This is a genomic window from Vibrio sp. ED002 (genome assembly GCF_023277445.1).
GTDB lineage: Bacteria > Pseudomonadota > Gammaproteobacteria > Enterobacterales > Vibrionaceae > Vibrio > Vibrio jasicida.
In genome coordinates this window covers 2,208,043-2,220,955 of the sequence record NZ_CP080238.1, presented here as the reverse complement: position 1 = coordinate 2,220,955, position 12,913 = coordinate 2,208,043, and the positions used below count along the sequence as shown (strand labels likewise).

The 12,913-nt window shown below is 47.6% G+C and carries 11 protein-coding genes; 5 read left to right on the top strand and 6 right to left on the bottom strand.

Features of this window, described 5'->3' with window-relative positions; translation table 11 throughout:
• Nucleotides 1-15: 15 nt before the first annotated feature.
• From nudE to ITG12_RS10265, 3 genes are all read right to left on the bottom strand, one after another.
• The gene (gene nudE, locus ITG12_RS10275; RefSeq protein ID WP_248873050.1) at nt 16-585 is read right to left on the bottom strand and encodes an ADP compounds hydrolase NudE; all 570 of its coding nucleotides are present in this window, start codon (nt 583-585) and stop codon (nt 16-18) included.
• 190 nt (nt 586-775) lie between these two features.
• A complete protein-coding gene (gene nfuA, locus ITG12_RS10270; RefSeq protein ID WP_038870077.1) occupies nt 776-1,360 on the bottom strand; it encodes a Fe-S biogenesis protein NfuA in 585 nt (194 codons plus the stop codon).
• A 97-nt stretch (nt 1,361-1,457) separates the two neighbouring features.
• Nucleotides 1,458-2,183 (bottom strand): amidophosphoribosyltransferase, encoded by a 726-nt coding sequence (locus ITG12_RS10265; protein ID WP_038870079.1) that lies wholly within the window; start codon nt 2,181-2,183, stop codon nt 1,458-1,460.
• Between the two features lie 84 nt (nt 2,184-2,267).
• Here ITG12_RS10265 and bioH point away from each other — a divergent pair, with 84 nt between their 5' ends.
• Nucleotides 2,268-3,032, top strand: a complete 765-nt coding sequence (bioH, locus tag ITG12_RS10260; protein WP_248873049.1) for a pimeloyl-ACP methyl ester esterase BioH — start codon at nt 2,268-2,270, stop codon at nt 3,030-3,032.
• 135 nt (nt 3,033-3,167) lie between these two features.
• Nucleotides 3,168-3,632 (top strand): hypothetical protein, encoded by a 465-nt coding sequence (locus tag ITG12_RS10255; protein WP_038870081.1) that lies wholly within the window; start codon nt 3,168-3,170, stop codon nt 3,630-3,632.
• A gap of 104 nt (nt 3,633-3,736) precedes the next feature.
• Here the strand turns inward: ITG12_RS10255 and ITG12_RS10250 are convergent, their stop codons facing one another.
• The gene (locus ITG12_RS10250) at nt 3,737-6,058 is read right to left on the bottom strand and encodes a Tex family protein (protein ID WP_039975908.1); all 2,322 of its coding nucleotides are present in this window, start codon (nt 6,056-6,058) and stop codon (nt 3,737-3,739) included.
• A 210-nt stretch (nt 6,059-6,268) separates the two neighbouring features.
• On the opposite strand from ITG12_RS10250, the gene ITG12_RS10245 reads away from it, so the two are divergent.
• The gene (locus tag ITG12_RS10245) at nt 6,269-8,152 is read left to right on the top strand and encodes a RimK/LysX family protein (RefSeq protein WP_096030860.1); all 1,884 of its coding nucleotides are present in this window, start codon (nt 6,269-6,271) and stop codon (nt 8,150-8,152) included.
• 72 nt (nt 8,153-8,224) lie between these two features.
• On the opposite strand, the gene greB is transcribed toward ITG12_RS10245, so the two are convergent.
• Entirely contained in the window at nt 8,225-8,710 is a 486-nt protein-coding gene (greB, locus tag ITG12_RS10240) for a transcription elongation factor GreB (RefSeq protein WP_045422161.1), read from the bottom strand.
• Nucleotides 8,711-9,189: 479 nt separating this feature from the next.
• Here greB and ompR point away from each other — a divergent pair, with 479 nt between their 5' ends.
• Nucleotides 9,190-9,909: a two-component system response regulator OmpR gene (gene ompR, locus ITG12_RS10235; protein WP_038870089.1), complete on the top strand. Its 720-nt coding sequence runs from the start codon at nt 9,190-9,192 to the stop codon at nt 9,907-9,909.
• A 125-nt stretch (nt 9,910-10,034) separates the two neighbouring features.
• Entirely contained in the window at nt 10,035-11,327 is a 1,293-nt protein-coding gene (envZ, locus tag ITG12_RS10230; protein WP_038870091.1) for a two-component system sensor histidine kinase EnvZ, read from the top strand.
• Nucleotides 11,328-11,404: 77 nt separating this feature from the next.
• Here envZ and ITG12_RS10225 read toward each other — a convergent pair whose 3' ends face one another.
• On the bottom strand, nt 11,405-12,796 hold the full coding sequence (locus tag ITG12_RS10225; RefSeq protein WP_248873048.1) for a uracil-xanthine permease family protein: 1,392 nt from the start codon (nt 12,794-12,796) through the stop codon (nt 11,405-11,407).
• Between the last annotated feature and the right edge of the window lie 117 nt (nt 12,797-12,913).

Genomic DNA, 12,913 nt, shown 5'->3' with positions numbered 1-12,913 from the left:
TCGGCTCTTTGACCGTTATTGGTTTTGGTTGTGAGTGGTGTTTTGTAAGTGTTTTAGTGCCAACATCAACGCCGTGATGCTTCTTGCTTCACAAAAATCCAAGTGCGTTAATAATTCTTCGGCTTGAGCAAGTGGCCAGCGAACAATTTCTAATGGCTCTGGCTCATCACCTTCTTGTTTTTCTGGGTAAAGGCTTTGTCCTAAGAACAAGATCATCTTGCTGGAGAAATAAGAAGGAGCAAGGATGACTTGTTTGAGTGGTGTTAGCGCGTTAGAGCCAAAACCAATTTCTTCTTTAAGCTCACGATTTGCCGCTTGATGCGGAGTCTCCCCTGGGTCAATCAAACCTTTTGGAAAGCCGAGCTCGTAGCGTTCTGTGCCTGCTGCGTATTCGCGTACGAGCAGTAAATCGCCTTGCTCCGTAACAGGAACAACCATTACAGCATCGCGCCCACTTGGCTTCATACGCTCGTAGGTACGCAACTCACCATTAGAGAAGCGAAGGTCTAGGGCTTCCACGGCAAACAGTTTAGATTGTGCGACCGTCTGACAAGAGAGTATCTCTGGTGGGGTCCTTTTCGACATAACGCCGGCTCCTATGTGTCGTTGACGCTTTAAAGCTAATGAGATTTCTTAATATATGAGAAGAAGGCTCGAGTTTCTAGCGTGATGATTCAGCTTCGTTCGATTGAAAACAAAAATGGGAAGCAAACGCCTCCCATTTTTCGTCAATGTACACTTTTACTGGCTCTCAAAGCCGAGTTCTTTTGAACGTTTAGTAGTAAGAGTGATCACCACGGTCATGTTCTGTTGCGTCGCGAACCGCTGTCAATTCACCAATGAATTGGTTCAGTAGTTCTTTCTCGATGCCTTCTTTTAGTGTCACATCAACCATTGAACAGCCGTTACAGCCGCCACCGAATGCAACGATAGCGATACCGTCGTCAGTGATTTCAACAAGGTTTACGTGACCACCATGACCTGCTAGCTGAGGGTTCACTTGAGTTTGGATTACGTACTCTACACGCTCTACTAGAGGTGCGTCGTCAGACACTTTGCGCATTTTTGCGTTAGGTGCTTTTAGCGTCAGTTGAGAACCCATTTTGTCTGTTACGAAATCGATTTCAGCATCTTCCAGGAAAGGTAGGCTTAGCTCGTCAACGAAAGCAGAGAAACCGCTGTAAGGGATTTCGGTGTCAGTGCCTTCAATGGCTTCTGGTGGGCAGTAAGACACGCCACACTCTGCGTTTTGTGTTCCTGGGTTTACAACGAAAACTCGAATGTTAGTACCTTCAGGTTGTTGGCCTAAAAGGTTGGCGAAATGCGTTTGCGCAGTTTCTGTAATAGTAATATTTGACACGACGAATACCTGAGTAAATTTGTAGGCTATTGCTGCTATTCTACTCCTGTTACCGCCTTGGTCTAGTCTTTTTGATACTAAGGCATTGCCAAGCGATCTAGCCTGAACCAGGGGCAGGAGTTCTGCAGATGCAGTAAATATCGATGCTTTCTACGCCAACTTCAAGTAGTAAATGACATAATTGTCGGACGGTACTGCCTGTTGTGACAACATCGTCCACGATAGCAATGTGGGAAAAGTTTACCTCACCGTGTAGGGCAAATGCTGCTTTCAAATTTTGCTCGCGACCTGCTTTTTTATTTCCACGTTGAGATTGTGCGCTTTTGACGCGTTTAAAAACGCGATTGCGATAGTTGCTATTCAAGTGGTGCGCTAAATGTGTCGCCAAGACATGACTCTGATTAAATCCTCGCTTTAAGTAACGTTGCCAATGCAAAGGGACACTAGTAATGATAGGGGCAGGATGCTCGATTCGTTCCGCTAACAATTGAGTTAGGGCGGTAACATGCCAAGATTCACCATTATCCTTAAAACGTTGTACTTGATGAGAAAGGGGGAAATCATAATCTCCCAACGTATACAAACGTTGCCAAGGCGGTGGCTCTTTCAGGCACTCACCGCACTCCGTGGAGGTTTGTGACGCCTTCTCTGTCATTTTTAAACCACAGCGAGTGCACCGTTTGATGGGTGTAAGGTGTTCAAAACAATGGTCGCACCAACGCATTGGGTTTGGTTTCTGTTCAGCGGAAATCGGAAATCGACACAAACCGCATTGATTGCCAAGTACACGGTGCATGATGTTTTGCCATTGATCAGATAACATACAATCCATCCAAGGTGAGCGAGTCATCAGATTAAAGCTTGGAATGTCTAGTAAGGAATAAGATAAGTGGGAGAGAACGAGAACATGAGCACGAATTTACACTGGCAGTCGTTTGGTCAAGGACCAGATTTAGTGTTGCTTCATGGATGGGGCATGAATGGTGCGGTATGGCAGCAGACGGTCGAGTCTCTTCAACCTTATTTCCGAGTGCATGTGGTCGATCTTCCGGGGTACGGACACAGCGCAGAATCTCACGCCGAAGACTTAGCAAAAATCGCTGACCTTGTTCTGCAAGACGCGCCAGAAAAAGCAGTATGGCTTGGCTGGTCACTAGGTGGCTTGGTGGCAACCCACATTGCACTTAATGCACCGCACCGTGTGAGCAAATTAATCACGGTAGCCAGTTCACCAAAATTTTCTGCTGAACGTCCTTGGCGTGGCATTCAACCTAACGTATTGACCGCATTCACCGATCAATTGCTGGAAGACTTCTCGGTCACTATCGAGCGCTTTATGGCGCTGCAAGCGATGGGCAGCCCGTCTGCGCGCAAAGACGTAAAACAACTCAAGCAAGCTGTACTATCACGTCCACAACCAAACCCTGATTCATTGTTGGTTGGTTTGAACATTCTTGCCGATGTGGATTTGCGCGATGCTTTGGCTTCCCTTTCTATGCCGATGCTACGCCTTTATGGTCGACTTGATGGTTTGGTGCCAATCAAAGTGGCAAGTGACTTAAATGAGCAATTGCCAAGCACTCAGCAGTTTGTTTTCAATCAATCCTCTCATGCACCGTTCATGACCGAACATGAAGCGTTTTGTCTCCAAGTGCGAGAATTTGCCGCTTAATTAGCGAGTCTACAACTCTAAGCGAATAAAACCCTAAAGCTGCTTAAAAATTGGTCGATATAAGTTTTAGCGAACTCTTCTTGCGGGAGGAGTTTGCTGTATTGACGAGTTGGGCGACTCTGAGGAGGGTTCGCAATGATTGTGTCACCGGCTAACGTAAGCGTGCCACTGATCGCCCCATCCGTTAATGTGCAGACGGAACAAGCTGCTCGTGACAATAAAGTCCGAGAACCTGTGACGCCAACAGTCGCACTGGCGAAAACCAATGCGGAGCGCAAAGTAAAAAGTGATGAGAAGCGGCGACGCCAATCCTCGTGGGACCCATCGGAGCATCCAGGTTACGAAGTGGAACCCGAGGTGGATACCCGTTATCACGAAGAACCTGAAGACACGCTAGAGCGTCTCTTCGGTTTGCTTGCGCTCAAGAGTTACAGCGAAGATCAGGGTAAGGGCTACGCGATACGCTTTCGATTACCTAAGCGCATTTTGGATGCTGCGGTCAAAGAGGGATTGATGGAAAAGCGCAGGAAGGTGATTAAGTTTCATTATGGTCACTCGGTCGCGCCCCATACACCGTCAGAAGTGATAGCAGTATTATGACGACTCAATATCCTACTCAAACAAAAACGCTCCAAGCAGATTCACTGATTGGAGCGTTTTCTTTTTAGTTGTGAAAATTCGTTAGTGGTGAAGCCTAGGCGAGATTACTTTTTCGCTTTAGCAAACGCTGCGGCAAAAGCACCGCCCATCGCGTTGTTAGATGACGAGTCATCACGGCGAGGTTGACGACGCTGCGGTTGGTCATTACGGCGCGGCGCTGCTGATGAGCGTTGGCTACGGTTGTCTTGACCCGGTTCGTCGTTCATACGCATCGACAGACCAATACGCTTACGCTGCACGTCCACTTCCATTACTTTCACTTTAACGATGTCGCCCGCCTTCACCACTTCACGTGGATCAGACACAAAGCGATCTGTCAGTGCAGAGATGTGTACTAGACCATCTTGGTGAACGCCGATATCAACGAAGGCACCGAAGTTGGCTACGTTCGATACTACGCCTTCTAGGATCATACCCGGTTCCAAGTCAGAAACTGAGTTTACACCTTCTGCAAACGTCGCTGTTTTGAATTCTGGACGTGGGTCACGGCCCGGTTTATCCAGTTCTTTGATGATGTCTGTAATGGTTGGCACACCGAAGTTATCGTCAGTGTAATCGACTGCATGCAGACCTTTTAAGAAGCTTGAATCACCAATCAGTGCTTTGATGTCTTTGCTGTTCTTTTCAGAAATCGCTTTTACCACTGGGTACGCTTCTGGGTGAACTGCAGATGCATCAAGTGGGTTCTTACCATCCATGATTCGTAGGAAGCCAGCACACTGTTCGAATGCCTTAGGACCCAAGCGAGGCACTTTCTTCAAGGTCGTGCGAGCTTCGAAACGACCGTTTTCATCACGGAAGTCGACAATGTTCTGCGCGATGGTGCTAGATAAACCCGCTACGCGTGTCAGTAGCGCTGCAGAGGCGGTATTCACATCAACACCCACCGCGTTTACACAGTCTTCCACAATCGCATCTAGGCGTTTTGCCAGCATAGATTGGCTAACGTCGTGCTGGTACTGACCCACACCGATCGACTTAGGATCAATTTTCACTAGCTCAGCCAGTGGGTCTTGCAGACGACGAGCAATCGACACCGCACCACGCAGAGACACGTCCATATTCGGAAATTCTTTCGCTGCAAGCTCAGACGCAGAGTAAACTGATGCACCCGCTTCACTCACGATAATTTTCTGAACTTTCAGGTTGCCACGTTTGATGACGTCTGCGACAAAACTGTCGGTTTCACGTGAAGCCGTGCCGTTGCCGATAGCGATCAAATCCACGTTGTACTTGCGCACCAACTGATCAACGACTTGCGCTGATTTGTCGTATTGCTTTTGTGGTGGGTGAGGGTAGATGGTTTCGGTTGCAAGCACCTTACCAGTCGGATCGACAATAGCGATTTTAGAGCCCGTGCGCAGGCCAGGATCGAGACCAAGTGTTGCACGAGGACCTGCCGGTGCTGCCATCAACAAGTCTTTTAGGTTGGTGGCAAATACTTCAATCGCTTCGATTTCTGCGCGCTCTTTCATTGCGCCCATTAGCTCGGTTTCCATGTGCATCGATACTTTGATGCGCCATGCCCAGCTAATTACTTGCTTACGCCACGTATCCGCAGGTGCGCTGCTAAGCGTCACGCCGTAGTGGTCAGCGATAATTGTTTCGCAGTAAGACTGGCGAACGCCTTCTTCCTGTTCTGGATCGGCATTCATGGCCAATGTCAGGAAGCCCTCGTTACGACCGCGTAGCATCGCCAGTGCGCGGTGCGATGGCACTTTGCTTAGGGCCTCGTTGTGGTTGAAGTAATCTTTGAACTTCTCACCTTCTTGCTCTTTGCCTTCTACGACACGAGCTCCCATTTCTGCACTGCGGTTTAGATGAGCGCGGATTTTCTCTAGAAGATTCGCGTCTTCAGCGATGCGCTCCATGATGATTGCGCGAGCGCCATCCAGTGCGGCTTTGGTATCTGCCACGCCTTTGTCTGCATCAAGGTATTTGCTTGCTTCGCTTTCTGGCTCAGTTTGCGGATGATTCCAAAGCTGGTCTGCGAGTGGCTCAAGACCGGCTTCAATCGCGATCTGACCTTTGGTACGACGCTTTGGTTTGTAAGGTAGATACAAGTCTTCAAGACGAGTCTTGCTGTCTGCCTGAGTGATTTCTTGTTCTAGCTCTGGCGTAAGTTTGCCTTGCTCTTGAATCGACTTCAGGATGGTTTGACGGCGATCGTCCAGCTCACGAAGGTAAGACAGACGGCTGTCTAGAGTACGCAGTTGGGTATCATCAAGACCGCCCGTCACCTCTTTACGGTAACGTGCAATAAATGGGACCGTGTTACCGTCATCGATAAGGGTTACAGCAGCGTTGACTTGCTCAGGGCGAACATTCAGCTCTTGAGCAATCATGCGACAGATAGCTTGGCTCATCCGTGTATTCTCTTTAATTCTGTTTGGGTATTGGTTGTGTATAGAACATTGGGGCCATTCATGGAATTTGCAATGTTTTAAACTAGTAACGCAAAAATTTACCGAGCGCTGGTGGACATCAGTCAGATTTGTGTCAAAACTGTAATTAAATTGAGAACTTATACGTTTGGTTATCGACTAACCCCTGTACCTTAGCTCACACGGAAAACAATGATGAAGAAAATGTCTTTGGCTCTGGCGCTCTCAGGTGCCTTATTAGCGGCACCGCTCGCGTGGTCACAATCTCTCTCTGCAACAACCCAAGATCCAATCTATCAACTTGATGACAAACTGGTACTAGGCCGTGTTGAAAGCGTGTATTACAGCGACATTCCAGAGCTAAGCGATGTGCCGTTCATCGGTAAAATTGATACCGGTGCCGATACGACATCGATGCACGCAGAAAACATCCATGTAAGCAGTACCAACCCAGAATACAAAAACTTAAAAGATAGCAAGTTGATGTGGGCAATCATCGATGACCTTGGAGGAACTAAAGCGAAGTGGGATGCAGACAGCTTCAAGCCTTATCAAGTGAAAGTGACGTTCACTCTTCATCACCCATACACCGGTAAAGAAATTAAGATCACCGATGATCTGGAGCGTATCAGTGCGATCCGTAGCCGTACCAGTGAAAAACCAATTTTGCGCCCGACGGTAAAAATGCCGATGACCATTGCAGGGCATACTGTGGACACCGTGGTGAACCTAACCAAGCGTACTCAATTCTCAGCGCCGATTTTGATTGGTAAAACTTACCTTGATAACAATGCGTGGGTGTTTGCTGGCTACGATTATCTTCAAGAGCAACCTAAAGCCCAGATGATTGGTAAAAAAGAAACGGTTGAAGTCGAAGGTGTGCCATACAAAATTAGCATCTCAACCACCAGTCGTTACACCAATGTGCATGCTTTGAATATCAAAGTGGACGAGAAGAAAAAACAGGTTTCGTTCACCTTAGAAGGTGAAAACGGTAAACGTCATCCAATGACTCTGCCATTAGTGCGTATGCTTAAAACAAGTAAAAGCGAGCGCCCTTTGGTTTATTTACCTGTCAAAGTGAGCGAAACCGAGACTCAGCAATGGTTGGTGTACCTACGTGACCGCAGTGGTTTCAGTTCGCAAATTCGCTTGGGTAAGGATGTTGCAAGCCAGCACTTTGTGATTGATACCGATAAAGAAAACCTTCTCGGCGGGGTTGAGAAGTCGTTTAAGAGTGCATTGAAATCGAAACCGCTGGTTATCTCGCCAGAGGAATCCGTCAATATTGATGGCTACGTCTTGTCTGCGTATCCCACTTTTGCGGTGAAGACACCACTGATGCGTGTGGATGGTTTTGAATTGACCGAAAAAGACAAGAAAGAAGTCGTGACCTTCTATCTCCCGAATGCAGAAGGCAAAGAAGAGAAAATCACTAAACGCGTATTGAAGAAGCTCAAGGTAGGTGACTCAGTACGCCCAGTAGTGGAAGGGGAGTTCCTATTTGGTGACGAAGAGAAGACCATTGATTTCGCCATTGATGTGTTAGAGAAGGACGACCAAGAGCAACCATTTTTTGTCTTTGGCCACAACATGGCAAAAGGTGGTGTGCTTCTGAATACTCGTGCGGATCATTTGCTGGATGCAAAACCGCTGTTCAAAGCGGGCCATATTGAAGTGGCGGAAGTGGAAGGTATGTCATTCCCTGTGAAGTTGGATACAGGTGCGGATGTGAGCTCGATTAATGCCAAGAACATCAAGCAGTTCAAGAAAGATGGCAAAGACATGGTGAGCTTTACCTACGAGAATGACAGCGGCATGAAGAAAGAATTTACCAAGCCTGTTGTCGACGTGATGCGCATTAAAGCCAAGAAAGGCGAGAAGGCCAACGTACGCCCTGTAGTGGAAATGCACGTCAAGTTGGGTGAGTTAGAGAAGAAGATTCGCGTTAACCTGCAAGACCGCAGCCGCTTCCATTACAGCATGATTCTGGGTAAGAACTTCTTGAAGCACGGTGCGATTGTTGCCAGCGATACCAACTACATTGTGACCGAGAAGCCTGACTACGAAGAGTAACCTTCACGGTTGATATCCAAAACGTAGAAGCCGCACTCTTAAGTGCGGCTTTCTTTTTATCGGGTTACTCAATCAGTTTTCTTCGCCTTGGTAGCGAATGCTGTTAATAAACCACTCTTTGTAACCTTCCGGCGTTCTCACTGCGAACTCGTCATCGACTTCTTTTTTTAGTAGCGCACGAGCCATTGGGGAATCAATCGAGATATAACCTTTTGCATCGCCATAGATTTCATCGGGACCAACGATGCGGAAACTCTTCACATCGCCCGCCTCATTCTCAATTTCCACCCAAGCACCAAAGAACACTTTGCCTTCTTGCTGAGGTGAGTAATCCACCACTTTGACTTGCTCTAGGCGCTTTCGTAAGTATCTGACGCGGCGGTCAATTTCACGCAAGCGTTTTTTGTTGTACTGATAATCTGCGTTTTCGCTTCGGTCGCCTAAGCTTGCTGCCCAAGTTACCTTTTTGGTGACCTCTGGGCGATCTTCTCTCCAAAGAAAGTCGAGTTCTGTTTTTAGGCGATTGTAGCCTTCACGGGTAATTAAATTGGTTTTCATTAGAAGTAAATCAGCCGTTATTGGATTCTGTTGATCATATACCCAAGTAACCTCAAGATGCTAGGTTCAGCGAGAATGACTTGGTTTGTAGACGCGGCGGCGGTTTAAAGGTCTAGTGGACCTAAATCAAGAATCGGCAACAAAGTATACAAGCCAAGACAACTCGCCCTTCGGGAGCGTGTCATTGCCCCGACTTCTGTGTCAAACAACTTAGAAAGAGCTGGCTATTACGCTGCGTTGTTTTCCTTGAACTCGAATCAATGACAGCGCTCTGAATCCTGCATCTTGAAGTCACTTGGGTATAGCAGCCTTGATTTTGTCTGACTGTAAATTGTTGTGAAGGGAAGAAAAACAAGGTGAAACATGGGAATAATCCATCAAAATCGTGGCTAAGATAAAAAGAGTAACAATTTGCACAAGCACGTTTGAAAAAACAGTGATACATTTTTGACTATAGATGCCTCTGAAAGGATGTTTCAATGCAGGAAAATCATAAAATATTAGTGGTTGATGACGATGCTCGTTTGCGTGCTCTTTTGGAGCGTTACCTTTCTGAGCAAGGTTTTCAGGTGAGAAGTGTCGCTAACGGCGAGCAGATGGATCGTCTTCTGACCCGTGAAAACTTCCACCTTATGGTGCTGGATTTAATGTTGCCGGGCGAAGATGGCTTATCGATTTGTCGTCGTTTACGTCATGCCAACAACATGCTACCTATCCTAATGCTGACGGCGAAAGGCGATGAAGTTGATCGTATCGTTGGTCTAGAAGTGGGAGCAGACGATTACTTACCAAAACCGTTTAACCCGCGCGAACTGCTGGCTCGAATTAAAGCAGTACTTCGCCGCCAAACGGTTGAACTACCTGGTGCGCCAAGCACGGAAGAGAAAGTCGTTGAGTTTGGTGACTTCCGTCTGAACCTAGGAACGCGCGAAATGTTCCGTGGTGAAGAGGCGATGCCACTGACTTCAGGTGAGTTTGCGGTGCTGAAAGCACTTGTGACCAACGCTCGTGAGCCGATGTCACGTGATAAGCTGATGAACATGGCCCGTGGTCGTGAATACTCGGCAATGGAGCGTTCTATCGACGTTCAAATCTCACGTCTACGCCGCATGCTAGAAGACGATCCAAGCAAGCCACGCTACATCCAAACGGTATGGGGCTTAGGTTACGTGTTCGTCCCAGACGGCAAAGAAGCGTAATACCTTCTAAGGCCTGCCGATAATACTCGGCTGCTCATATTCCACCCTCAAACCTCCTTCCTGTTTGAGGGCTGGAAACTCGCAATTAATGTTGTTCACTAGGAACAGTCCATTAGGGATCCTCCATGCGAATCCGAAGTTCATTTACACAATCCATTTTACTGTTCATTTCTTTGCTTCTCGCTAGCCAAGTCTTTTCTTACTACGCCGTTTTTAATTACGCGTTGATGCCAAGTTTGCAACAGTTCAACAAAATTCTCGCTCATGAATTGAATTTGGTTCTTGATGAAGATGGTTTACTCAAGTCTGATGCACCTCTGCGTCACCAATTGCTAGAAAATCTTGGAGTAACAGTACATAGCGTTGATAGCGAGATGATGAATGAGTTCAATCATGCGATGTCGATTGACTTGATGTCAGAAGAAATGTCGCAAGAGCTTGGCTCACCAACGGAAGTTCGTTTGCTACTTGGCAGTGAGAGCTACATTCTGTGGATGCGCATCGATCAGTTGCCGAACTCCATCATTCGTATTCCACTTTCTGAACTGCAAGAAGAAGATTTTGCTCCGCTGTTTCGCAATAGCTTAATCATGGCGCTTCTGATCATTGCTGGTGGTTGGCTATTTATCCGTTTGCAGAACCGACCTTTGATTGCGCTAGAAAAAGCCGCGAAAGGAGTAGGTCGAGGTGAAATTCCGCCGCCATTGCCAGAGAAGGGGGCTTCAGAAATCCGCTCTGTAACTCGTGCCTTCAACCAGATGTCGAAAGGTATTCAAGAACTGGAAGAAGATCGTGCACTACTGATGGCAGGTATTAGCCACGACTTACGCACGCCACTGACGCGTATTCGCCTTGCGACAGAAATGATGTCGCCTGAAGACAGTTACCTGGCCGAAGGTATCATCAGTGATACCGAAGAGTGTAACGAGATCATCAGCCAGTTTATGGACTACCTCAAGCCAGTAAATAAAGAGTCGTTCGAGCAGGTGGACATTAATACCATCACCAGCGACGTAGCAACGTCGGAAGGGGGTTATGAAGTCGAAATTGAAACGGACCTCAACCCAACGATGCCAACCGCAAAAGGCAGCCCAATCGCGATCAAACGTGCAGTGAGTAACCTTGTGGTTAATGCTCTGCGATACGGTAATGGCTGGGTGAAAATCAGTACGGGTGTCACTGCCGACAAACAGTTGGTGTGGGTGTGCGTTGAAGACAATGGTCCAGGCATTGAGCAATCGCAAATTGCACGCTTGTTTGAACCTTTTACTCGTGGTGATACGGCGCGAGGCAGTGAAGGAACAGGTTTGGGCTTGGCAATTGTGAAGCGTATCGTTAGCCAACATTCTGGTTCGGTTGTGGTGCGTAACCGCAGTGAAGGCGGGTTAAGCGCGCAAATCAGTTTCCCAACCAAGTAAGCTTTCTTGCTCAATCGATTCCAATAAAAAAGCCCAACCAATGACTAGGTTGGGCTCCCCGATCATCCTAGGCAAGGTTAGGATTCTTTTACCTCTTGAGCAACCTGCTCACCTTCCTCTTCCAATTTCTCTGGAAGCAGTAGGTTCAATACGATAGCGGTGATGCCGCCTGCCGCCACGCCTGTTGAGAAAATACTCTTAATGAACTCCGGCATGAATTGCAGAATTTCTGGTTTTTGTGCAATGCCCAAACCCATTGAGAATGACAGCGCCATAATTAGGATTGCGCGGCGATCGAGGTCAACACGAGAGATAATGCGCACGCCCGCTGCGGCAATGGTGCCGAACATCACGATGGTTGCGCCGCCCAGTACTGGCTCAGGAATCAGCTGAACAAAGCTTGCCACACCCGGGAACAGACCCAGAATCACCAGCATGCCTGAGATGAAGTAACCTACGTAACGGCTTGCTACGCCAGTGAGCATTATGATGCCGTTGTTTTGGCTAAAGGTAGAGTTCGGGAAGCTGTTGAATACTGCTGCAATCGCTGAGTTCAGACCGTCAGCCAATACGCCGCCCTTGATACGCTTCATGTAAACCGGGCCTTTCACTGGCTCTCCAGAAACTTCAGACGTTGCGGTAATGTCACCAATCGCTTCTAGTGCCGTAATGAAGAAAATCAGAACCAATGGAATAAACAGCGACCAGTCGAAACTTAAGCCGTATTGCATTGGGATTGGCAGTGCGATGAGATCAGTTTCGCCCAGTGTTGAGGTGTCAACCATGCCCATGAAGTACGCCATGACGTAGCCAACCAGCATAGCAATTACAATTGATGCAACGCGTAGGTATGGGTTCTTTGAACGGTTAAGAATTACGATTAGGCCAAGTACCGTACCAGCGAGAGCTAGCTTGTCTAGGCTACCGAAAGAGCCGTCGCTCATTGCCGCGTAGCCACCGCCCATTGATACCAAACCCACTTGGATAAGTGTTAGACCGATAAGCGTCACGACAATGCCAGATACCAATGGCGTAATGATGCGGCGTGCGTGTTCTAAGACGCGAGATAGCAGGATTTCAGCAAAAGACGCCACCAAGATAGTACCGAAAATCGCTGCCATCATGGTGCTGAGATCTGCGCCGCCAGCTTTAAGAGAAAGACCCGCACCGATGATTGGACCTAAGAAGTTAAAGCTGGTGCCTTGCACTGAAAGCAAACCAGAGCCGATAGGACCAAAGGTACGAATTTGAATAAAGGAAGACACGCCTGACGCAAACAGTGACATGCTGATGATGGTATTGGTTTGGTCTGCAGGCACACCCAAAGACTGACAAATGATCAGAGAAGGAGTAATAACGGCTACGAACATCGCCAATAAGTGCTGAAGTGCAGCAAAAATGGTCTGAGGTAGTGGTGGACGATCGTTTAACTGATAGACCAGTTCCGAAGTTCGGTTTGAAGTTGTCATGTTTGTCTCGCTAGTCGCAATAATTCTTGCCCCAGAGCTCGCTGAATGGGAGTGCTGGGTGGAGTTGACGTTATGACCTGTGATTGCTGTTAATCAGTGTCAACTCAGGTTGGTTTG

What these genes read in the sequence shown, in the direction of transcription:
- ITG12_RS10225 (WP_248873048.1), bottom strand. Translation starts at nt 12,796, where the DNA reads ATGACAACTTCAAACCGAACTTCGGAACTGGTCTATCAGTTAAACGAT.
- bioH (WP_248873049.1), top strand. Translation starts at nt 2,268, where the DNA reads ATGAGCACGAATTTACACTGGCAGTCGTTTGGTCAAGGACCAGATTTA.
- ITG12_RS10255 (WP_038870081.1), top strand. Translation starts at nt 3,168, where the DNA reads ATGATTGTGTCACCGGCTAACGTAAGCGTGCCACTGATCGCCCCATCC.
- nudE (WP_248873050.1), bottom strand. Translation starts at nt 585, where the DNA reads ATGTCGAAAAGGACCCCACCAGAGATACTCTCTTGTCAGACGGTCGCA.
- ompR (WP_038870089.1), top strand. Translation starts at nt 9,190, where the DNA reads ATGCAGGAAAATCATAAAATATTAGTGGTTGATGACGATGCTCGTTTG.
- ITG12_RS10265 (WP_038870079.1), bottom strand. Translation starts at nt 2,183, where the DNA reads ATGTTATCTGATCAATGGCAAAACATCATGCACCGTGTACTTGGCAAT.
- greB (WP_045422161.1), bottom strand. Translation starts at nt 8,710, where the DNA reads ATGAAAACCAATTTAATTACCCGTGAAGGCTACAATCGCCTAAAAACA.
- ITG12_RS10245 (WP_096030860.1), top strand. Translation starts at nt 6,269, where the DNA reads ATGATGAAGAAAATGTCTTTGGCTCTGGCGCTCTCAGGTGCCTTATTA.
- ITG12_RS10250 (WP_039975908.1), bottom strand. Translation starts at nt 6,058, where the DNA reads ATGAGCCAAGCTATCTGTCGCATGATTGCTCAAGAGCTGAATGTTCGC.
- envZ (WP_038870091.1), top strand. Translation starts at nt 10,035, where the DNA reads ATGCGAATCCGAAGTTCATTTACACAATCCATTTTACTGTTCATTTCT.